This window comes from Streptomyces sp. PA03-5A (genome assembly GCF_033792725.1).
In the GTDB taxonomy this organism is placed as follows: Bacteria; Actinomycetota; Actinomycetes; order Streptomycetales; family Streptomycetaceae; genus Actinacidiphila.
Window position 1 is genome coordinate 45,893 of record NZ_JARAVL010000038.1, and the last position, 22,184, is coordinate 68,076.

Annotated in this window: 10 protein-coding genes and 1 pseudogene; 7 read left to right on the top strand and 4 right to left on the bottom strand. The window is 74.9% G+C overall.

Annotated features, from left to right (window positions below; all coding sequences use genetic code 11):
- Positions 1–44 precede the first annotated feature (44 nt).
- From PV410_RS35515 to PV410_RS35525, 3 genes and pseudogenes are all read right to left on the bottom strand, one after another.
- Positions 45–872: a DUF8189 domain-containing protein gene (locus tag PV410_RS35515; RefSeq protein ID WP_500330138.1), complete on the bottom strand. Its 828-nt coding sequence runs from the start codon at positions 870–872 to the stop codon at positions 45–47.
- A gap of 84 nt (positions 873–956) precedes the next feature.
- Positions 957–2,192 (bottom strand): annotated as a pseudogene (locus PV410_RS35520) (serine/threonine-protein kinase); the annotation flags it as partial.
- A 288-nt stretch (positions 2,193–2,480) separates the two neighbouring features.
- Positions 2,481–4,268, bottom strand: a complete 1,788-nt coding sequence (locus tag PV410_RS35525) for a serine/threonine-protein kinase (RefSeq protein WP_500330093.1) — start codon at positions 4,266–4,268, stop codon at positions 2,481–2,483.
- A 367-nt stretch (positions 4,269–4,635) separates the two neighbouring features.
- On the opposite strand from PV410_RS35525, the gene PV410_RS35530 reads away from it, so the two are divergent.
- The 5 genes from PV410_RS35530 to PV410_RS35550 all read left to right on the top strand — a co-directional run bounded on the left by PV410_RS35530 (position 4,636) and on the right by PV410_RS35550 (position 13,939).
- A complete protein-coding gene (locus PV410_RS35530; protein ID WP_500330094.1) occupies positions 4,636–7,722 on the top strand; it encodes an FtsK/SpoIIIE domain-containing protein in 3,087 nt (1,028 codons plus the stop codon).
- A 219-nt stretch (positions 7,723–7,941) separates the two neighbouring features.
- Positions 7,942–9,327, top strand: a complete 1,386-nt coding sequence (locus tag PV410_RS35535; RefSeq protein ID WP_500330095.1) for an ABC transporter substrate-binding protein — start codon at positions 7,942–7,944, stop codon at positions 9,325–9,327.
- Positions 9,328–9,408: 81 nt separating this feature from the next.
- On the top strand, positions 9,409–10,686 hold the full coding sequence (locus tag PV410_RS35540) for a carbohydrate ABC transporter permease (protein WP_500330096.1): 1,278 nt from the start codon (positions 9,409–9,411) through the stop codon (positions 10,684–10,686).
- Positions 10,683–11,603, top strand: coding sequence for a carbohydrate ABC transporter permease (locus tag PV410_RS35545; RefSeq protein ID WP_500330098.1), 921 nt, complete (start codon positions 10,683–10,685; stop codon positions 11,601–11,603). The genes PV410_RS35540 and PV410_RS35545 overlap by 4 nt, the downstream gene beginning before the upstream one ends.
- Positions 11,604–11,725: 122 nt before the next feature.
- Positions 11,726–13,939 carry a bifunctional glycosyltransferase/CDP-glycerol:glycerophosphate glycerophosphotransferase gene (locus tag PV410_RS35550; protein WP_500330100.1) on the top strand — a complete coding sequence of 738 codons (2,214 nt, stop codon included), beginning with the start codon at positions 11,726–11,728 and terminating at the stop codon, positions 13,937–13,939.
- 4 nt (positions 13,940–13,943) lie between these two features.
- Here PV410_RS35550 and PV410_RS35555 read toward each other — a convergent pair whose 3' ends face one another.
- Entirely contained in the window at positions 13,944–16,040 is a 2,097-nt protein-coding gene (locus PV410_RS35555) for a bifunctional glycosyltransferase/CDP-glycerol:glycerophosphate glycerophosphotransferase (protein WP_500330102.1), read from the bottom strand.
- 136 nt (positions 16,041–16,176) lie between these two features.
- Here PV410_RS35555 and PV410_RS35560 point away from each other — a divergent pair, with 136 nt between their 5' ends.
- Together PV410_RS35560 and PV410_RS35565 are read left to right on the top strand one after the other, a co-directional pair.
- On the top strand, positions 16,177–19,860 hold the full coding sequence (locus tag PV410_RS35560; protein WP_500330104.1) for a bifunctional glycosyltransferase/CDP-glycerol:glycerophosphate glycerophosphotransferase: 3,684 nt from the start codon (positions 16,177–16,179) through the stop codon (positions 19,858–19,860).
- A gap of 24 nt (positions 19,861–19,884) precedes the next feature.
- Positions 19,885–22,167, top strand: coding sequence for a bifunctional glycosyltransferase/CDP-glycerol:glycerophosphate glycerophosphotransferase (locus PV410_RS35565; RefSeq protein ID WP_500330106.1), 2,283 nt, complete (start codon positions 19,885–19,887; stop codon positions 22,165–22,167).
- The last annotated feature ends 17 nt before the right edge of the window (positions 22,168–22,184 follow it).

Here is a 22,184-nt window from a genome sequence, read left to right on the forward strand (position 1 = left end):
GAGCCGGGGCGGCCCGGCCCACCGGCGCGGAGGTCCCGCGCCGCTCAGACGGGGACGGGGGCCGACGCGTGGGCGAGCGTGCCGTCGGCGCGGCGCAGGTACAGGGTCAGGGTGTCGTCCGCCGTGGTCAGACCGGGGTGGGAGGGGGTGCTGGCGGACAGCGGCACCGGCGTCCACGTGCCGCCGTCGGAGACGGCGGCGGCCAGGGCCCCGTCGTCGGCGGGGGCGAGGACGAAGAGCCGGCCGCCGGAGACGGCGGGTTCGGGGCGGCCCGTGGCGTCCAGGCCCGTGACGATCTCGGAGGGGCGCCAGGCGCCGTTCACGTACGGCAGGCGCAGCACGGCGCCGTCGGCCTTGCGGACGGCGAAGGCGTCCAGGGTGCCGGACGCGGCCGAGACCAGTCCGGGGGCGGCGGTGACCCGGCCCGCGGTGGGGACCAGCGCCCAGGCGTTCCAGCGGCCGTCGACCCAGGAGGAGGTGACGAGGTCACCGCCCGAGCAGCCGACCAGGTCGATCCGGCCGGGCGCGGAGGACGCGGCGGCGGGGGTCGTGGTGAAACGCGCGGGCTGGTCGACCTGGTACCAGTCGCCCCACGCACCGCCGCTGAGGGTGCGGCGGTAGACCTTGTGGTCGGTGCCGAGCGCGAAGACGTCCAGCTGCCCGGCGCGCGAGGAGACGACCGAGGGGTCGTCGGCGACGCTTATCCCGGTGAGCCGGTGCCAGGTGCCGGAGACCAGGTACCAGACGTTCTTGTCGCTGCCCCGGGTGAACACGTACGTCGTACCGGAGACGGAGATCGCGCGGGGGCCGCCGACGGGGTGGACGTCGCGGTCCGGGAAGTGGGGCAGCGCCGTGTAGCCGGACCAGCGCAGCGCGGCGTCCTCGGCGGTGCCCGCCGGGGTGCTGACCGCGCCCTGCGGGGAGGCGGCGGCGCCGGTGGGGGCGGTCGGGGTGGTCGAGGCCTGCCCGGACGGCTTGTCCTCCCGGCTGTTGGAGCCGCCGTCGTCGTCGGAGCCGGAGGCCGCGATCGCCCAGCCGCCGAGCCCGACGACCAGGGCGGCCGCCGCCGCGGCGCCGATCTTGACGCGGCGGCGCTGGAGCGCGTCGGGGACGGCCCGGTGACGGTGCCGGGCGCGCTGGCCGGGCATCGCGGCGGCCCCGCCGCCGGCCAGCTCCTCCGCGGTGGGCAGCTTGATGCTGGTGTGCGTGTCGCGCGTCGAGTCGGGTGCGGAGCCGCGGACCAGGGGCACGGCACCGCGCGGGCGGCCGGCCCGTGCGTCGTACGGCTCGGCGACGGAACCGGGCTCCCGGTCGTACGCATCCTCGCCGTGGTGGTCGCCGGGCGCGTCCACCTCCAGCGGGGGCAGCCCGGCGAGCGCGGGCAGCAGCTCGCGCAGCCGCGTGCCGACCTCGGCCGCGGTCAGCCGGGAGGCGGGGGCCTTGGCGAGGCACTGGGAGAGCAACTGCCACAGCTCGTCGGGCAGGTCGGGCAGCGGCGCGACGGACTCGGTGACGTGCCGGCGCAGCACCGCGCCCGGGTGACCGCCGCCGAACGGGGTGAAGCCGGCGAGCAGTTCGTACAGGACGGTGGCGAGGGCGTAGATGTCGACGGAGGCACGCGGCGGCAGACCTTCGATGATCTCCGGTGCCAGGTAGTCGGGGGTGCCGATGATGCGGGTGGCCCGGGTGCGGCGCGGGGAGTCGACCAGCCGGGCGATGCCGAAGTCGGTGAGCAGCGCCGGAGGCGCCCCGCCCGGTCCGGGCGGGGCGGCGGAGTCCAGCAGGACGTTCTCCGGCTTGACGTCGCGGTGGACGACGCCCGCGGCGTGGGCCGCGGCCAGGCCGTCCGCGACGTCCGCGGTGATGGACACGGCCGCCTCGGGGGTGAGCCTGCGTTCGCGCTCCAGCCGGGAGCGCAGGTCCGTGCCGCGGACGAGTTCCATGACGAGCGCGAGGTCGGAACCGTCGACCACCAGGTCGCGGATGCCGACGATGTGCGGGTGGTGGAGCGCCAGCAGGGCCGTGCGCTCCTGCACGAAGCGGCCGACGAGGTCCTGGTCGGAGGCGAGGTCCTCGCGCAGCAGCTTGATGGCGACCGGGCCTTCGGGGCCCTCGCCCAGCCACACCGTGCCGGCGGAACCCCGCCCCAGCACCTGGTGCGCGGTGTACCGGCTGCCGATCTTCCGTCCCAAGGCTGCTCCGACTCCTCCGACGTGCCGTCGTGTTGGCGACAAAGCTACGCGGATGCGAGCCGGTTGGGGGAACCTGTCAGGGGTGAGTGCGGCTTCTCCGGGAGAAATCACCCTCCAGAAGTCGACAAATCACCAACATCGGCGAGTCGGAGAGGTGACGCCGTACCGCTCGGCGTTGACGGAACCGGGCCCCGCGCACGGGTGGCGCCACGTCATCCGCGGCCCCGGCCCGCTCAGTTGCCCGCTCGGTTGCCGGCGCCCCCGGCCGGGGGGCGCCGCCGCACGCCGCTACTGGTTGCCGCCGGGGACGTCCGGGGCGCTGTTGGCGGTGTCGCCGATGGTGGAGACCCAGTTCCACACCTCGCTGATCCAGCCGGTCACGGTGTCCCACAGGCCCTTGCCCGTGTTCAGCCAGTCCTGCAGGGGGGTGAGGTACCAGGCCAGCATGAAGATCACGATCAGCACGACGATCATCGTGAAGCAGCCCTTGAGGCACCCCAGGCCCGGGATCTTCATCGGGTTGGCGCTGCGGGGGCGCGGCTCGCGGCGGGGGGCCGGCTCGGGCGCGGGCGGGCGCTGCGGCTCGTACCGCTGGTGCTGCGGCTGCTCGTAGCGCGGCGCGGGCTGCTGCGGCCGCGGCGCGTACTGCTGCGGCTGGGGCTGCGACTGCCGGCCGTACTGCTGCGGATGCGGCTGCGGGGCGTAGGCGGGCTGCGAGGGCTGCCGGTACTGAGGGGGCTGCTGCGGCCGCTGCTGGTACGCCTGGGGAGGCTGTTGCGGCTGTTGCGGCTGTTGCGGCTGCTGGGCGGGCTGCCGGCGCGGCCTGCGGCGCAGCGGGTCCTGCTCCGGGTCCAGGTACTGGATCTCGGTCTGCTCGGCGCGCGCACGGGCGCGGTTGAGCTGCGACTCCCACGGATGCGGGCCCTGCGGGACACCGGAGTCCGGCGGCCCGTCCGGCACCGGCGGCATCACGCGGGTGCCGTCGCCGGACGCGGTCGGCGCCGAGCCGCCCGGGATCACCCGGGTCGCGTCGGCGGCGCCCCCCGCCGAGGCGGGCAGGACGCTGGTGGCGGCATTGGGGTCGTACGCGTCGTACGCGCCTGCGGGCGACCGGTTCGGCAGCACCTGGGTGGGGTCGGCGGTGCCCGGCGGGACGAGCGGGGTGTCCGGGACGGTGGCCGGGGCCGGGTCCGGCGCGAGCAGCGCGGCGACGCCGAGCGCCGCCTCGGACTGCGCCGGGGAGGAGTGCACGCCCACGCCCGCCGCGACGACGCGCAGGGCGCGCGCCAGGTTCTCCGCGCTCGGCCGCTCGCCGGGCTCCTTGCGCAGGCAGCGCTCTATCACCGTCCACAGCGGTTCGGGCACGGTGGAGGGACGGCGCGGCTCCTCGCTCAGGTGCTGGTGCAGCACTTCGAGCGCGCTCTCGCCCCGGAACGGCGGACGGCCGGTGACCAGTTCGTACAGGAGGATGCCGGCGCCGTAGATGTCCACCGCGGAGGTCTGCGGACGGCCCTGGGCCGACTCCGGCGCTATGTAGGCGGGCGTGCCGACGAACTCGTGGGTGCGGGTGACGCCGGGCGAGTCCGCCAGCCGCGCGATGCCGAAGTCGGTCAGCATCGGGTGCATCTGCTGGGTGCCGTCGGGGCCTGCGACGGTGGCGAGCAGGACGTTGGCGGGCTTGAGGTCGCGGTGCACCACGCCGTCGGCGTGGCTGGCGGCCAGCGCGTCGGCCACGGCGGCGGTCAGCAGGGCGCCGCCGACCGGCGAGAACGGGCCGTTCTCGCGCAGGTAGCGGTAGAGGTCGGGGCCCTCGACCAGATCCATCACCAGGGCGAGCAGCTCACCCTCCACGACCAGGTCGCGGACCCGGACGATGTGCGGGTGGCGCAGCCTCAGCAGGACCGACCGCTCCCGGAGGAAGCGCATGACGATGTCGGGATCGCCCGCCAGCTCCTCCTTGAGCACCTTGATCGCGACGGTCTCGCCGGTGTCCCGTACCTGCGACCGCCACACGGTGCCCGTGGCTCCGCGCCCGAGCGGCTCCACCAGTTCGTATTTGCTGCCTACCGGCCGCACGTTCGCGCTCCCTGGATCTTGGCCTGGTCCGTGGCCTGTTTCGCCCACTGTAGTGCCGCCACGTGGGAGCGGGGCTGCGTTCCGGTACGGGGCGGGTGTGGGGTTAGGACGCGGAGTACGGTCGTTTGGTTGCCCTTTCCGCCCAATGCTGACCATTCAAGATCGCAAAGGTGGGCACCGGCGGCGAGCTGTCGGCGGCGGGTGGGAGGATGCGTGTCGCGGAACGCGCATCGCCGAGCCGGCTGGGTCAGCCGGGCGAGGGGAGCCCGCCGGTCCGTTCTTGTACGTGTCGACGTCCCGGGCACGGCGGGGTGGGGTCGGGGGCCCGCACCGCGGTGGATCCGGGCAGAAGGGACCGTGGACGGAGATGCAGATCCGGCTGACCGTTCTCGGGCCGCGCGGTGGCCGCGCGGCGCGCTCCTGCGACGTGCTGGTCACCGCGCCCGCGGGCACTCCCCTGAGTGCCGTGGCCGGAGCCCTCGCGTCCGGCTCGGGCGGCTCCGGCCAGCCCGCGCGGGCCGGCAAGTCCACGCCCCCGCTGTACGCGGGCGCCGAGCGCCTGGACCCGGCCACCGCCGTCCTCGGCGTGCCGCCCCTGCTCGACGGCGCCGTCCTGTCGCTGCACTCCCCCGCCGACGGGCACGACGGCGGCCGCCCCACGGCCGCCGCCCGGCTGCACGTCGTCGGCGGGCCCGACGCGGGCGGCGTCCACCTGCTGCAGGGCGGCCGGATCCGGGTCGGCCGGTCCGCGGACGCGGACGTCCCGCTGGACGACCCCGACGTCTCACGGCTGCACTGTGCCATCACGGTGGACGGCGAGGGCCGGGTCACCGTCGCCGACCTCGGCTCCACCAACGGCACCACCCTCGACGGCGCTCCCGTGGGCGAGCGCGCGGTCCCCTTCCCCGCCGGCACGCTGCTGCGGATCGGCGAGTCGACCCTCCGGCTGGAGCCGGCACCCCCGGGCTCGGCCGTCCCCCCGCCGCCCGCCTCCATCCCCGCCGTCCCCGACGCCGAGGGGCACCTCCAGGTGACCCTCCCCCCGACCTCCTGGCCGGACAGCGGCCCCGTGGCGACCTGGCGTCCCGCCCGTCCCGCCGACGGCACCGGGGAGCGCCCCGCCGCCCGGGACGCGGTGCCCGCCGACGGCCCGACGACCACCGGCACCGGCGCCGGGAACGTGGGCGTGGACGCCCTCGCCGCTCCCGCGCCCGGACCGGGTCCGGCACAGGGCGCGCCGGGCACCCCGGCCCGGCGGGACACCCCGCAGCGCGGCCTGTCCGAGCAGACCCGCACGGTCGCGCTGCCCCAGGGCCGCCGCGGCGGCGGGAAGGCCGCGGAGGCCGGCAGCCGGATGGCCGGGGCCATAGGGGGCTGGGCCAGGCGCCTGGCGGCCGGGCGCGGCGCCCCGGGCGCCGACGGCCCCGGGGGCGGCGGGACGACGTACGACCAGGCCGACGCCGCCGCGCTGCGCGAGCGCTGGCCCGATCCCGCGGCCGTCCTGCTCACCGCGCTCGGACCGGGCCCGCGGCTGTGGGAGCGCGCCCTCGGCCATCCCGACCTGCTCACGGTCCGGCTCGGCACCGCCGACCTGACCGCCGAGGACGGCTTCCGGACGCTGCCCGCCGTGCCGTTCACCGTCGACCTGCGCGACCCGCACACCCATGTGCTGGGCCTCGCCGGACCGCGCCCGAGGCTGTCCGGGCTGGCCCGGGCGGTCATCGCCCAGCTGTGCGCCCTGCACCCGCCCGGCGTGCTGGAGGTCGTCCTGGTCAACGCCGACCGCTCCCGTCCCGCCGAAGGGCGGACCGAGGAGTGGGGGTGGCTGAACTGGCTACCGCATCTGCGCCCGGCGCACGGCCAGGACTGCCGGCTGCTCACCGCCACGGACCGGGAGCAGGCGGAGGCCCGCGTCTCCGAGGTGGTCCGGCGCATCGAGGAGGGCCCGCTCGGCACGGGCTGGGCGACCGCCTCCCCGGAGGAGGTGGCCGAGGCCGCGGCACGCCGCGAGGGCCCGTACACCCTGCTGGTGGTGGACGGTGATCCGGGCTCGGCCTATCTGCGCGAGGCCGCGGGCCGCATCGCGGCCGCCGGGCCGTCGGTCGGGGTGCACCTGCTGTGCCTGGCCGAGAGCCCCGAGCGGCTGGCCGCCGGGTGCGGTGCCGTCGCCGTGCTGGAGGGCGACGTCGCGACGACGCTGCGGATGGAGCCGCACGGGCCGGAGCACATGACCATGGAGGCGGTGTCGGCGGCCTGGGCCGAGCGTTTCGCGCGCGCCCTCGCCCCGCTGCGCGAGGGCGACGCCGCCGCTCCCCGCCGTACCCGCTCCGCGCTCCCGCCGACGGCCCGGCTGCTGGACGAGCTGGACCTGGCGCTCGCCACCCCGGCGAAGATCGCGACCCGCTGGGCCGAGCCCGCTCCCTCCGGTGGTGCCGCCGCGGCGGTCCTGGGCGCCGGCCCGGAGGGCCGGGTCCTGGTCGACCTGGTCGCCGAAGGGCCGCACCTGCTGGTCGGCGGCGCCGCGGGCGCCGGCAAGACCGAACTGCTGCGTTCGGTGGCCGCCGCCCTGTCCGCGGGCGAGCGGCCGGACCGGCTGGCCCTGGTCCTCGTCGACGGCGCCGGGTCCGAGCGCGGCGAGGGGCTGCGCACCTGCACCGACCTCCCGCACGTCTCCACCTATCTGTCCGCCTCCGACCCGGTGCGGATGCGCGAGTTCGCGCAGGCCCTCACGGCGGAGCTGAGGCGCCGTGACGAGCTGCTGGACGGGGGCGACTTCGCGCAGTGGCACGAGCGCCGCCGGCTGCCCGCGGTGCCCCGCCAGGTGGAGCCGGGCCACGCCCCGGCCGGTGCCGCCGACCCGCAGGTGCGCGGCGCGGTGCGGGTACGGACCCGTACCACCGAGCCGCTGCCCCGGCTGGTCGTGGTGGTGGACGACTTCGACGTCCTGGTCGCCCCCGCGCTGGGCAGTCCCGGCCGGCCCGCCGCGGGCTCGGTGGTCCGCGCCCTGGAGGGAGTGGCGCGCGACGGCGAGCGTCTCGGCGTCCACCTGGTCGCCGCGACCGGCCGCCCGGAGCGCACCGCGGGCACCGACACCGACGACGCAGCGCGGCTGCGGATCGCGCTGCGCACCGAGGAGCCGGAGTCGGCCGCGCTGCTGGTCGCCGTCGAGGAGCCGGCGACCGTCGACGACGCCCTGCCGGGCCGGGGTTACCTGCGCCGGCCGGACGGAGCGGTCACGGCCTTCCAGGCCGGACGGGTCAGTGGCCGGATCCCGCGTACGGCGACCCTGCGGCCCACGGTGGTCCCGCTGGAATGGGAGCGCATGGGCGATCCGCCGACCCGCCGCCCGGTCCGCGAACTGGGCAACGGCCCCACCGACCTCGCCCTGCTGGCCAGTGCCCTGCAGCGTGCCGCGGAGTCCGCGGCGGCCGATCCGGTGCCGCCGCTGCTCTGAGCCCTCCCGGTCCCCTGCGCCGGCCGCACCGCCGGTCACATGAAGGTCACGATCCAACCGCCGTGCGCTGAGGCGCTATTGCGGCGGTTATCAGACAGGGCGTAGGACTGAACGCGGAACAGCGGATGACGCGGGGACGGGACGCCCGGCGCAGCTGCCACGGCCATGCGGCGGGCTGCCACCGCGGCGCGGGTCCGCGCTGAGGGGATGGGCAGGCAGATGCGGACATCCAGCAGGCGCACGCGACGTACACGCGAAGCGGTCATCGCCGCCGTGGCGACGGCCGCCCTGGCGCTGACGGCCGCCGGGTGCGGCGGAGGCGACGACGACAAGGGCGACCCCGGTGGGGGCCGGAGCAGTTCCGGTGGCAGCGGGAGCGTCTCGCTGCCGGACCTCAAGGGCCAGAAGCTCGAGGTCGCGGCGGTGTGGACCGGGCCGGAGCAGAAGAACTTCCAGAAGGTGCTGGACGAGTTCACCCGGCGCACCGGTGCCGAGGTCGGCTTCGTGCCCACCGGCGACAACGTCTCCACCTTCCTCGGTACGAAGATCGAGGGCGGCCAGCCGCCGGACGTGGCGTTCCTCCCGCAGGTCGGCGTGTTACGGCAGTTCGCGCAGAAGGGCTGGCTGAAGCCGCTCTCCTCCGACGTCCAGGCGCAGCTCGACAAGAACTTCACCACGGGCTGGAAGGACCTGGGCGCGTACGAGGGCAAGCAGTACGGCGTCTACGCCAAGGCCGCCAACAAGTCGCTGGTCTGGTACAACACCGCGGCCTTCGAGAACGCCGGGGTCTCCGAACCTCCGGCCACCTGGGACGACTTCCTCCAGACCGCCGAGACCCTCTTCGAGTCGGGCACTGCCCCGGTATCGGTCGGCGGCGCGGACGGCTGGACCCTCACCGACTGGTTCGAGAACATCTACCTCTCCCAGGCCGGGCCGGAGAAGTACGACCAGCTGGCCGAGCACAAGATCAAGTGGACCGACCCCTCGGTGAAGGACGCGCTCACCACCCTCGCCCAGCTCTTCGGCAAGAAGGACCTGATCGCCGGCGGGCAGAGCGGCGCGCTCAAGACCGACTTCCCGAAGTCCGTGACGCAGACCTTCACCGGCAACCCGCCGAAGGCCGGCATGGTCTACGAGGGCGACTTCGTCGGCGCGTTCATCGGCGACAACACCAAGGCGAAGGTGGGCGAGGACGCCAAGGTCTTCCCCTTCCCCGCGGTGGGCTCCGGCAAGGCACCGGTGGTCAGCGGCGGTGACGTCGGCGTGGCGCTGAAGGACACCAAGGGCGCGCAGGCGCTGCTGACCTTCCTCGCCTCCACCGACGCGGCGAAGGTCTGGGCCTCCTCGGGCGGCTTCGTCTCGCCGAACAAGTCGCTGGACCTGTCGGCGTACCCGGACGAGGTCTCCCGCTCGATCGCCCAGGGGCTGGTCGCGGCGGGCGACGACTTCCGCTTTGACATGTCCGACCAGGCCCCGGCGGCCTTCGGCGGCACCGCGGGCAAGGGCGAGTGGAAGGACCTGCAGGACTTCCTGAGGAACCCCTCCGACGTCGCCGGCGCGCAGGCCAAGCTGGAAGCGGACGCCGCCAAGGCGTACGCCGGCTAGGCGGCCACGATGGCGACGGCGGCCACGGCGAAGGGGCCGGCCGCTCCCGGCGGCGCTCCCTCCGCCCCGGGCAGGAGCGTCATGGGCACCCGGCGCTGGGTGGCGGGACTGTTCCTGCTGCCCGCGCTGGTGCTGCTGGGCGCGCTGGTGGTGTACCCGATCGGGTACACCACCTGGCGCAGCCTGTTCGACAGGGCCGGCTCGGGTTTCGTCGGCCTGCACAACTACGCCTCGGTCTTCAGCGACGACAGCACCCTGACGGCGCTGCGCAACACCGCGGTCTGGGTGGTCGTGGCGCCGGTGCTGGCCACGGCCCTCGGGCTGGTCTTCGCGGTGCTGACCGAACGGGTGAGCTGGGGCACCGCCTTCAAGCTGGTCGTCTTCATGCCGATGGCGATCTCGATGCTGGCGGCCGGGATCATCTTCCGGCTGGTGTACGAGCAGGACCCGGCGCGCGGCGCGGCCAACGCGGTCGTGGTCGGTGTCCACGACACCTTCGCCGAGTCCTCGGCGTACCCCGGGGCCCGTCCGCGGCCGAACGGCCCGCTGGCGGCCTCGGGAGGGGGCTCCTACACCACGCGGGACGCCGCCGGGCAGGGGACGGCGGTCGGGCTGCCGCTGATCGGCGTCCCCGCGGCGAAGCTGCCCGCGGGCACCGCGGACGCCCGGCAGGCCGCCGCGGGCCCCGGGGTGACCGGCACCGTGTGGCTGGACTTCAAGCCGGGCGGCGGCGGCGAGCCCGGGGTGATCGACGCCGGTGAGAAGGCGCTGGAGGGCGTCAAGGTCGAGGCCGTGCGCGACGGACGGGTGGTGGCCTCGGCCACCTCCGGCACGGACGGCACCTTCTCGCTGCCCGCCTCGGCGGCCGGGGCCCAACTGCGGCTGCCGGCGGCGAACTTCGCGGAGCCGTACAACGGTGTCGACTGGCTCGGCCCCACCCTGGTGACGCCCGCCATCATCGGGTCGTACCTGTGGATGTGGGCGGGCTTCGCCATGGTGCTCATCGCGGCGGGCCTGGCGGGGGTGCCGCGGGAGCTGATGGAGGCGGCGCGCATCGACGGCGCCAACGAGTGGCAGGTCTTCCGCAGGATCACCGTGCCGCTGCTGGCGCCGGTGCTGGTCGTGGTCGTCGTGACGCTCATGATCAACGTGATGAAGATCTTCGACCTGGTCTACATCGTCGCGCCCGACACCTCCAAGGACGAGGCCAACGTCCTGGCCCTGCAGCTGTACCTGTCCTCCTTCGGGGCCGGCAACGACCAGGGCGTGGGCAGCGCGATCGGTGTGGTCCTGCTGCTGCTGGTCGTCCCGGTCATGGTCTTCAACATCCGCCGACTGCGCAGGGAGGCCCGACGATGACGACCGTCGCAGGCACAGCGGAACCGGCGGGCCCCGCCGAGGCGCGGGCCACCACGACCGCCGCCCGGCAGTCCTTCGCCTCGCGGGTGGCGGCCCGTACCGGCGGCGGGGTGCTGCGGGTGTTCCTGGTGCTGGTGGCCCTGTTCTGGCTGATGCCGACCGTGGGGCTGCTGATCTCCTCCTTCCGGGGGCCGGTGGACATCGCCGACTCCGGCTGGTGGAAGGTGTTCACCACGCCCTCACAGCTGACCGTCACCAACTACCGGGAACTGCTCGGCAACGACGCCGTGACCTCCTCGCTGGTCAACACCGCCCTGATCACGGTGCCGGCCACGTTGCTGGTGGTGGTGATCGGGGCGCTGGCGGGCTACGCCTTCGCCTGGATGGAGTTCCCGGGCCGGGACTGGCTGTTCCTCGTGGTGGTGGGGCTGCTGGTGGTGCCGGTGCAGATCGCGCTCATCCCGGTGGCGAAGCTGTTCGGGGAGATCGGGATCTTCGGCGACATCATCGGCGTGGTGCTCTTCCACGTCGGCTTCGGCCTGCCGTTCGCCGTCTTCCTGCTGCGCAACTTCTTCGCGGAGATCCCGCGGGAGCTGCTGGAGGCGGCCCGGCTGGACGGCGCGGGCGAGCTGCGGCTGTTCGCCACCGTGATCATGCCCCTGGGCGGCCCGGCGATCGCCTCGCTCGGCATCTTCCAGTTCCTGTGGGTGTGGAACGACATGCTGGTGGCACTGATCTTCTCCAACAGCGGCTCGCAGCCCATCACGGTCGCGCTGCAGCAGCAGGTCCGGCAGTTCGGCAACAACATCGACGTCCTGGCACCGGGGGCCTTCGTGTCGATGGTGGTCCCGCTCGTCGTCTTCTTCGCCTTCCAGCGCCAGTTCGTCTCCGGCGTCATGGCGGGCGCCGTGAAGTAGCCCCGCAACCCTCCGCAGGCCAGAGGGGCAACACTCCGTCGTCGGACGGGTCGCCGTACGCGGCGTACGCCCGGGATATAACGGGCATACGCCGCGTAAGCCGACATTACGGATGTGCTGCCTTGCCCCGGTTCAGCGTCATCGTGCCCGCCCACAAGGTGCAGGCCTACCTGCACGAGTGCCTGGAGTCCGTGCTCGGGCAGAGCTTCTCGGACTTCGAGGTGATCGCCGTCGACGACCGCTCCCCGGACGCCAGCGGTGCCATCCTCGACGCCTTCGCGGCCCGCGACCGCAGGGTGACCGTCCTGCACCTGAAGGAGAACGTGGGCCTCGGCCCGGCCCGCAACGCCGGGATGGCCCGCGCCACCGGGGACTACCTGCTCTTCCTCGACAGCGACGACACCCTCGCGCCCGGCTCCCTGCAGGCCGTCGCCGACCGCCTGAAGGAGACCGCCGAGCCGGACGTGCTGGTCTACGACTACGCCCGCACCTACTGGGACGGCCGCGTCGTGCGCAACCAGCGCGCCCCCCTGCTCGCCCAGGACGCACGCCCCGCCGGGCCCCTCGACGACCGGCCCGAGCTGCTGCGGCTGCTGCCGGTCGCCTGGAACAAGGCGTACCGGCGGGAGTTCGTCCAGCGCCGCGACCTCGTCTTCCCGCCCGGCTGGTACGAGGACGTCCCCTGGACCTACCCCCTGCTGCTGTCCGCCCGCAGCATCGCGGTGCTCGACCGGGTCTGCGTGCTCTACCGGCAGCGCCGCCGGGGCAGCATCCTGCGCACCACCAGCAGCCGGCACTTCGACGTCTTCGACCAGTACGACCGGGTCTTCGCCTTCCTCGACCGCAACCCCGCCCTCGACAGCTGGCGAGCCGCCCTCTTCAGCCGGATGACCGACCACCTGCTGGCGGTCTACAACACCCCCGGCCGGCTGCCCCGCTCGGCCCGGGGCGTCTACTTCCAGCGCTGCAGCGTCCACTTCCGCCGCTACCGCCCGCAGGAGCCCGGCTCCCGTCCGCGCGGCGTCCCCGGCGGCACCCGGCGGCTGCTCGTGCGGCTCGGCGCGCGGCAGGTCTTCGACGCCGTGCGCACCGCCAACGCGCTGCGCAGGAGGCTGCGGCGGCTGGTGAAGGACACCGCCCGGGCGGCCCGGGAGGCGGGCCTGCGGCTGCACTACCGGATCCAGCGGCAGCGCCGACTCGACCCGGACCTCGCCGTCTTCGCGGCCTGCCGCTACGCCGGCTACGGCGGCGACCCCGCCGCCCTGGAGGCCGCCGTGCGCGACCTGGCCCCGCACCTGCGCACCGCGTGGATCACGACCCCGGCGTACGCGGCCACCCTGCCGCGCGGCGTACGCCGGCTCCAGCCCGGCTCGCCCGCGTACTGGACGGCGCTGGCGCGCGCCACCTACCTGGTCAACGACGTCAACTTCCCGCATGCCTACCGCAAGCGGCGCGGCCAGGTGAACCTCCACACCCACCAGGGCACCCCGCTCGGCCGCACGGGCCTGGACGTCCAGGGGCACCCGGCCGCCTCGGCGGGCCGGGACTTCGCCCGGATGCTGGCCCACACCGACCGCTGGGACTTCTGCCTGTCCGCCAACCCGCACTCGACGGTGGTCTGGGAGCGCGCCTACCCCGCCGGCTACACCACCTTGGAGCACGGGCGGCCCGGCAACGACGTCCTGCTGCGCGCCGACGCCGACGACGTGCGGCGGATCCGGGCCCGGCTGGGCATCCCGCCGGAGTCCACCGCAATCTTGTACGCGCCCGCGCACCGCGACTACCGGCGCGGCTTCCACCCGCCCGTCGACCTGGTCCGGCTGGCCCGTGAACTCGGCCCCGGCCACGTGGTCCTGTACCGGGCACCGGACGGCCACGGCGGCTCGGGCACGCTCCCCGAGGGGCTGCCGGACACCGTGCTGGACGTCTCCGCCCACCCGTCGGTCCAGGAGCTGTGCCTGGCGGCGGACGCCCTGGTGACCGACTACTCCCCCCTGATGTTCGACTACGCCGGCCTCGACCGCCCGATCGTGGTCCACGCCGAGGACTGGACGGCCTACCGGGCCGCCCGCGGCACGTACTTCGACATCACCGCCGACGCCCCCGGGCCGGTCGCCCGGAGCGAGGACGAACTCCTGTCCATCCTCACCACGGACACCTGGCGCGGCCCCCGTTCGGCCCAGGCGCGGGCCGCGTTCCGGGCCCACTTCTGCCCGTGGGACGACGGCCACGCCGCCGAGCGGGTCGTGCGGCGGGTCTTCCTCGGCGAGGACGGCGGCCAGCCCGCCGCCCTCCCCCCGGAGCGCCGCACCCCCGCCCCGGCGGCCCGCCCCTGACGGCTCACGGCGGCGGCGCGGGGGTGCGCTCGTCCGGCTTGAGGACGGGCAGCAGCTCCGGTTCGCCGAGCAGCACCCGCCGTACGGCGCGTTCGGCGGCCCGGCCGTCGTCCCAGGGGCAGAAGCGGGCCCGGAAGGCCGCCCGCAGCTCGGCCGCCTCCGGCGAGGCCCAGGCGCCGGAGCGGAAGGCGGTGGCGATCGCGGCCTCGTCGCGGGCGACCACGCCCGGGGTGTCGCCGGGGCGCCCGGAGACCAGGTCGAAGTAGACCCCGCGGGCGGCCCGGTAGACCTCCCAGTCGGCGGCGTGGACCACGATCGGGCGGTCGAGGCCCGCGTAGTCGAACATCAGCGACGAGTAGTCGGTGAGCAGCGCGTCGGAGGCCAGGCACAGCTCCTCCAGCGGTGTGTGCGCGGAGACGTCCAGCGCCCCCTCCGGCAGCGCCGCCGGGCCGGCCCCGGGGTAGAAGTAGTGCGCGCGGACCAGTACCAGGTACTCCCGCCCCAGCGCCCGGCACAGCCGGGCGAGGTCCAACTGCGGGACGAACTCCCGCTGGTAGTCGCGGTGCGTGGGGGCGTACAGGATCGCCCTGACCCCGTCCGGGATGCCCAGCCGGGCCCGGATCTGCCGCACGTCGTCGGCGCCCGCCGTGAAGTAGGCGTCGTTGCGGGGGTAGCCGGTCGGCAGCGTCAGATAGTTGCCGGGGTAGACCCGCTCCCAGACCTCGCTGGAGTGGGGGTTGGCGGACAGGGAGTAGTCCCACTGGTCGGCGTGGTCCAGCAGGCGGCGGAAGCTCATGCCCTTGGCCACCGCCGGGTGGGCGCGCAGGTCCATGCCCATGTGCTTGAGCGGGGTGCCGTGGTGGGTCTGCAGGTAGACCTGGCCGGGGCGCTTGACGACCTCCCCGGTGAAGTTGGCGTTGTTCACCAGGAAGCGGGCGCGGGCCAGCAGCTCCCAGTAGCGGCGGGAGTTCGCCTCCACCCGGTCGACGCCCTCGGGGACCGCGTCCTGCGCACCGCGCCGGACCACCCAGACCCCGTGCAGGTGCGGGGCGAGCTCGCGGGCCTTGCGGTAGATCGCGGCGGGGCTGCACAGCACCCCCCGGTTCCAGTACGCCGCGTACACCACCAGGTCGTCGTCGAGCGGGCGGCGGCGTTCCAGGGCGTACCAGCGGCGGTACACCTCGCGGGCGACGGCGTTGCGGTGCGTGCGCAGCCGCCGGGCGGCCCGGGTGCCCAGCTCCGCGGCGCGATGGGCGGCGAAGGTGCCCGGCAGCCCGGCGCGGCGGAAGAAGGCGGCGCGGTCCTGCGCGCGCAGCCGCCCGGGGTCGTCCAGGACGGCCGTGAGCCGCCGGTCCCGCTCGGCGCGCAGCACCGGCAGGTCGTGCCGGGCCAGCAGCGTGTCGTACCGGTCGGCCAGGACGAGGTGCTGCGGGCCCGGCGTGCTGGAGAAGCTGCCGCGGCGGCGCTCGCGCCACGTGACGCAGACCCGGTCCAGGCAGGCGATGCGCGGGGCGGCGAGCAGCATCTCGTACGCCACCGGGACGTCCTCGTACGGACCGGCGCCGAAGGCGAACCCGGCCCAGTAGTCGCGCCGCACCACCCGGTTCCAGGCCGCGGGGAACACGGTCAGGCACTGCGGGCGCTCGGTGGCCCGGAAGACGGCGTGCCCGGCGAGCGCGGCCGCCTGCAGGAAGTCGCCGTCCCCGCTCTCCGTGCGGTGCTCCCACACGTCGAGCCGGTCATGGTCGAAGAGCAGCACCTCCGGGTCTCCGGTGGCGCGCAGCCTCGCGTCGAGGGCGGTCAGGGCGCCGGGCGCGAGGAGGTCGTCGGAGTCGAGGAAGAGCAGGTAGTCGCCGCTGGCCCGGGCCGCCCCCGCGTTCCGGGCCGGACCGGGCCCTGCGTTGCGGGGCCTCCGCAGCGGGAGCACCCTGGGGTCGGCGGCGGCGACCTCGTCGACGACGGCGGCCGACCCGTCGGGCGAGCAGTCGTCGACCGCGATCAGCTCCAGGTCCGCGTACCGCTGCCCGAGCACCGACTCCAGGCACGCACGGACGTAACCCTGGGTCTTCCATACCGGGACGATCACACTGAACCGAGGCATAGCGCCGAGCGTAGGCAGGAGCGGCCCCCGGCGCCCGGTGGATCACCCGAAAGGCGCAGGCGAGGTGACCGAGGACGCGATCACGAGTTGAACCCCTCGCCCCCTGTCGCCCTCGTCCGGAAAGGGCCACGTCACCATGGTGTCGCGCACGCCCCGCCTCACGGTCGTCGTTCCGGTCCACAACGTCGAGAGCTGGCTGCAGGAATGCCTGCGGTCGGTCGCCGCACAGACCTTCGACGCCCTCGACGTGGTCATGGTGGACGACGGCTCCACCGACTCCGGCCCGGAGATCGCCCAGGGCTTCGCCAACCGCGACCCGCGCTTCCGCCTGGTCCGGCAGGACAACGGCGGACTGGGCCACGCCCGCAACACCGGCACCCGCCACGCCGACCCGCGCACCGAGTACCTGTGCTTCCTCGACAGCGACGACATCCTGCCGCCGCACGCCTACGAGCGGCTGGTGGGCCTGCTGGACGGGTCGGGCTCGGACTTCGCGACCGGCAACGTGTGGCGGCTGACCGCCGACGGCCGCAGCCAGGCCTGGCAGCACCGGGACATGACCCGCACCGTCACCGGCACCCACATCACCCGGGACCTGAGCCTGCTCTCCGACCGGGTCGCCTGGAACAAGGTCTTCCGCCGCTCCTTCTGGGAGCGCCACCGCCTGGCCTTCCCCGAGGGCGTGCTCTACGAGGACACCCCGCTCACCATCCCCGCGCACTTCCTCGCCGACGCCGTCGACGTGACGCACGAGCACGTCTACTACTGGCGGATCCGCGAGGGCTCCATCACCCGGCGCCGCACCGACGTCAAGGGCGTGCGCGACCGGATCGCCGCCGTCGACCACGTCAGCCGCTTCCTCGGCGACCCGGCCCGCACGCGCTGGACCTCCTTCAAACGGGCCTACGACCGCTCGGTCCTCACCGACGACCTGCTGTACTTCATCGACGCCCTGCCGATGGCCGGCCCCGAGTACCGGCGGGTCTTCATGGACCGCTGCCGCGACTGGCTCACCCGGGTCGACCCCGCCCTCTTCCTCGAGCTGCCCGCCGGGCTGCGCATCAAGTGGCACCTGATCGTCAAGGACCGCCTCGACGACCTGCTGACGGTGCTCGACCACGAGCAGCGCAACTCCGCCGGCTTCGGCGTCACCGGCCCGCCGCTGCGCAAGCGGGCGGTGCTGCGCGGCGCCGACGGCGGCCGGATCGCCCTGCCGGCCTCGGCAGCCCGGCTGCGGCGCGCGGACTTCCCCGTCCGGGCGCGGGTGCGCGAGGTGGTGCGGGAGAACGGCCGGCTCGTCCTGCGCGGCTACGCCTACCTGCGCAACATCGACGCCGACCGCAAGGGCGCCGCGCACATCACCGCGGTCGCCGTCCACGGCCACGGCCGCCGGGCCAAGGTGGTGCTGCTGCCGGTCAGGATCCGGCAGGAGCCCGCCGCGACCCTCAACTCGCGCCAGGAGGAACACTGCTACGACTGGTCGGGCTTCGAGATCACCATCGACCCGGCGCGGCTGACCACCGGCCGCCGCCAGGGCGAACCACGGGCCGGCCGCTGGCGGCTCGGGGTGGTCGTCGCGGCGAAGGGGGTCATCCGCAAGGCGGCCCTGCGGGCCGCGGACGCGGGCTCGGGGGCGTCCCCGCCGTCGTACGCGGCCGGCGGCGGCATGCGGCTCGTGCCGTACTACCGGCAGGGGCGGCTGCAGCTGTCGGTGGAGCCGGAGGTACGGCGGCTGACCGGCCACCGGGCGACCGGCGACGGCACCGCGGTGGAACTGGACTTCACGGGCGCGCCACAGGCGACGGCGGTACGGCTGACGCACTCCGCGACGCCCACCGTGCTGGAGTACCCGCTGGAGCCCGCGGTCCCCGGGGGGACGGACGACGGCGTCCGCCGGGCCCGCGTGCCCCTCGCCGACCTGGCGGCCGCCCGGCCCGCGCTGGACGCCGGGCCCAAGGAGATCCGCGCGGAGGACACCGACAGCTGGGACGTCGCGCTGCTGAACCCCGGGCACGCCGACCCCGTCCACCTCGACGGCGCGCTGCCCGCCGGGCACTACGACCTCGGCACCGACCCCCGGCTCGGCGGGACGCCGCGGCGGCTGCTGGTCGAGGCGAAGGCGTCGGGGAAGCTGGTGCTGCGCGACCGCACCCCGCAGCCGGTGGCCGACGCCATCGGCTGGACCGCCGAGGGCGCCCTCGTCGTGGCCGGCCGCCTCGCGCCCGGCTCCGCCCCCGGCCCGGCCGAACTGGTGCTCCGCCACGGCACGCACCGCGTCGAGCACGCCGTCCCGGTCCAGGCCGACGGCGTACCGGGACGCCGCCCGGGCTTCCCGCCACCGTCCAGCGCGATCCCGCCGCTGCCGTCCGTGCCGCAGGACGCCGCAGGGCCGGGCCCGTACGAGGGGCGCCGTTTCACCGCCACCGTGCGCCCCGGCACGCTGGAGTCCCTCGCCGGCACCGTCCCGCTGCCCGCCGGCCGCTGGTACCTGCACCTGCGCGACGGCGCCGGCACGGAAGCGCCGGTGCGGGTCGCGCCCGGGGTGTTCGAGGCGCTGCCGATGGCGGCGGAGGCGGGCGGCAAGTCCTTCTCCGTCGACCGGCGCTTCCACGACCGGCTGTTCCTCGACGCCCGGCCCACCGTGCCGGAGCCGCAGCGCGGCCCGTACCGGCAGCGGGTGCTGCGCGAGAGCCACCATCCGCGCACCCGCGGGCTGCCGCGCCGCGAGTCGGTGCTGTACAGCGCCTTCGACGGGCGGGCGTACGGGGACTCGCCGCGCGCCGTCCACGAGGAGCTGCTGCGCCGCCGTGCCGCGGACGGCCTGGAGCACCTGTGGGTGGTCAGGGACGGTCAGGCCCCGCCGCCGGCGACCGCGCGGCCGGTCGTGCTGCACAGCGCCGCCTGGTACGAGGCGCTCGCCCGCAGCCGCTACGTCGTCACCAACACCCACCTGCCGCAGTGGTTCGTGCGCCGCCCGGACCAGACCGTGCTGCAGACCTGGCACGGAACCCCCCTCAAGCGGACCGGCCGGGACCTCGCCGGCACCCTGTGCGCGGACCTGGTGCACCTGCCCCGCCCGCCGCGCGACCCGGGCGCCCAGTGGAACCTGCTGCTGTCGCCGAACGCGTACAGCACCCCGCTGCTGCGGGCCGCACTCGGCTACGACGGCCCGGTCGCCGAGACGGGACTGCCCCGCACGGACGTGCTCTTCGCCGACGACCGCGCCAAGGTGGCCGCCGCGCTGCGCGACCGGCTGCGGGTCCCCAGGGACCGCACCGTCGTGCTGTACGCGCCGACGCGCCGCGACGACCTGGCGTACGACGCCGAGCACTACCGCATGTCGCCCCACCTGGACCTGGCGGAGGCCGAACGCGCCCTGGGCGCCGACCACGTGCTGCTCTTCCGCTCCCACCCCCTGGTCGCCGACCGGGTCCGCACCCCGCGCTCCGGGTTCGTGCGCGACGTGTCCTGCCACCCGGACGTGGCGGAGCTGCTGCTGGTCGCCGACGTCCTGGTCACCGACTACGCCTCCCCCGCGGCCGACTTCGCCAACACCGGCCGTCCGATGCTCTTCCTCGTCCCCGACCTGGAGCACTTCCGCGACACCCTGCGCGGCTTCTACCCCGACTTCGAGGCCCAGGCCCCGGGCCCGCTGCTGCAGTCCACCGCCGACCTGGCGGGCGCGCTGCGCGACCTCGGCACCGTGGCACGGCACAGCGCCGACGCGTACGCGCACTTCCGCGCGACCTTCTGCCACCTCGACGACGGCGGTGCGGCGGCCCGCGCCGTCGACCGGCTGCTCGAACCCGACCGTCACTGACCCCTGAGGGAACCCAAGATCCACATGCCCCGCTTCTCCGTCATCGTCCCGGTCCACAAGGTGCAGGGCTACCTGCGCGCCTGCCTCGACTCGGTGCTGTCGCAGTCACTGCCCGACCTCGAGGTGATCGCGGTCGACGACCGCTCGCCGGACCACTGCGGCCGCATCCTCGACGAGTACGCGGCCCGCGACTGCCGGGTGATCGCGCTGCACCACGAGGAGAACCTGGGGGTGGGGCGGGCCCGCAACACCGGTGCCGAGCGGGCCACCGGCGACTACCTGCTCTTCCTCGACGGCGACGACACCCTCGCCCCCGGCTCGCTGGAGGCGGTCGCCGAGCGGCTGAAGCAGGACGGCGACCCGGACATCCTCTACTTCGACCACGTGCGCACCTACTGGTGGGAGGCGGCCGAGAAGAGCGTCTTCGGCGACCTGCTCGCCTCGGCCGGCACCGACGTCTTCCGGATCACCGAACGCCCCGAGTTCCTGCGGCTGTTCGCGATGACCTCCAACCGGGTCTACCGCCGCGCCTTCTACCGGGGGCACGGTTTCTCCTTCAGCGACGGCATCTACGAGGACGCCCTCGTCTCGTACGTGACGATGCTCAGCGCCGAACGCATCTCCTGCCTGGCCCGGGCGGTGCTGGAGTACCGGCAGCGGCGCAGCGGCGCCAGCACCCGCAGCCCGGGCCGCAACCACTTCGTCATCCTCGACCAGTACACCCGGCTCTTCGACTTCCTCGACGCGCCCGGCCGCGAACACCTCGCGCCGCTGCGGCCGATGCTGTTCGAGCGGGCCGTCAGCCACTTCCTGTTCTGCCTCGGCAACCCGGACCGGATCCCGCCGCGGCTGCGCGGCGTGTTCTTCCGGCTCGCGGCCCGCTGGTACGCCCGCCACCTGCCGGAGGGGTTCGTGCCGCCCGCGGACAAGGCCACCGCCTACCGGCGGCTGGCCCGCGGCAGCTGGCTGCTGGCCCGGCTGGGCGACGTACCGCGCGAGGCCCGCAAGGAGCTGACGCGGCGCAGGCGGCGGCTGCGCCGGCAGGTCGCGCAGCGGGCCAAGGCCGCCCTGTACGCCTACCACCTGCGGCGGCCGCTCGACCCCAACCTCGCGGTGTACTCGGCGTACTGGGACCGCGGGGTGTTCTGCAACCCGGCCGCGATCTACCACAAGGCACGGGAGATCGCCCCGGGCGTCCACGGGGTGTGGCTGGTCCGCAAGTCCGACGTCCCCCGGGTGCCCAAGGGCGTGGACTACGTCGTGCCGCGCACCCGGCGCTACTGGCGTCTGATGGCCCGGGCCACGTACCTGATCAGCAACGTCAACTTCCCCAACGACGTCCGCAAGCGGCCCGGCAGCGTCCACCTGCAGACCCACCACGGCACCCCGCTGAAGAAGATGGGGATCGACCAGCAGCGCTACCCCGCCTCCGCCAAGGGCATGAGCTTCCGCCGGCTGCTGGAGCGGGTGGACCGCTGGGACTACAGCGTGTCCTCCAACCCGCACTCCAGCGAGATCTGGGAGCGCGTGTACCCCTCCTCCTGGCAGCACCTGGAGACCGGCTACCCGCGCAACGACGTCTTCCTGACCGCCGGCGCCGCCGAGGTCTCCCACGCCCGCGCGGCCCTGGGCATCGCCCCCGGCCGCACCGCGGTCCTGTACGCGCCGACGACCCGCGACTACCAGCGCAACTTCGTGCCGCGCCTGGACGTGGAACGGGTGTGCCGGGCGCTCGGCGAGGGCTTCGTCCTGCTCACCCGCATCCACTACTTCCACGGCGAGGACGCCCGCCTGAAGGCGCTGCACGAGGAAGGGCTGCTGGTCGACGTCTCCCGGCACCCGTCGGTCGAACAGCTGTGCCTGGCCGCCGACGCCCTGGTCACCGACTACTCGTCGATCATGTTCGACTACGCGCTCCTCGACCGGCCCATCGTCGTCCACGCCGACGACTGGCCGGTCTACCGGGCCAGCCGCGGCGTCTACTTCGACCTGCTGTCCGGAGCCCCCGGCGAGACCCCCGGCGCCGTCTCCACCAGCGACGACGAACTGATCGCGGTCTTCCGCGACGGCGCCTGGAACAGCCCGGAGGCGGCCGGACTGCGGGAGGCGTTCCGCCGCCGCTTCTGCGCCTTCGACGACGGCCGGGCCGCCGAGCGGGTCGTGCGGCGGGTCTTCCTCGGCGAGAGCGAGCCGCTGCCCGTCGTGCCCCTGGAGGCCCGCACCCCCGCGCCCGCTCCCGCGCTCCTGGCCGGCGCCCCGCCGCAGGGACCACGCTCCGGTCCGCAGGAGGCCGCCGCACGGCCGTGACGACGCCCCGTACGGGC

Excerpts from the sequence above, each read along its gene's own strand:
- PV410_RS35530 (WP_500330094.1), top strand. The coding sequence starts at position 4,636 with ATGCAGATCCGGCTGACCGTTCTCGGGCCGCGCGGTGGCCGCGCGGCG.
- PV410_RS35535 (WP_500330095.1), top strand. The coding sequence starts at position 7,942 with ATGCGGACATCCAGCAGGCGCACGCGACGTACACGCGAAGCGGTCATC.
- PV410_RS35540 (WP_500330096.1), top strand. The coding sequence starts at position 9,409 with ATGGGCACCCGGCGCTGGGTGGCGGGACTGTTCCTGCTGCCCGCGCTG.
- PV410_RS35545 (WP_500330098.1), top strand. The coding sequence starts at position 10,683 with ATGACGACCGTCGCAGGCACAGCGGAACCGGCGGGCCCCGCCGAGGCG.
- PV410_RS35555 (WP_500330102.1), bottom strand. The coding sequence starts at position 16,040 with ATGCCTCGGTTCAGTGTGATCGTCCCGGTATGGAAGACCCAGGGTTAC.
- PV410_RS35560 (WP_500330104.1), top strand. The coding sequence starts at position 16,177 with ATGGTGTCGCGCACGCCCCGCCTCACGGTCGTCGTTCCGGTCCACAAC.
- PV410_RS35565 (WP_500330106.1), top strand. The coding sequence starts at position 19,885 with ATGCCCCGCTTCTCCGTCATCGTCCCGGTCCACAAGGTGCAGGGCTAC.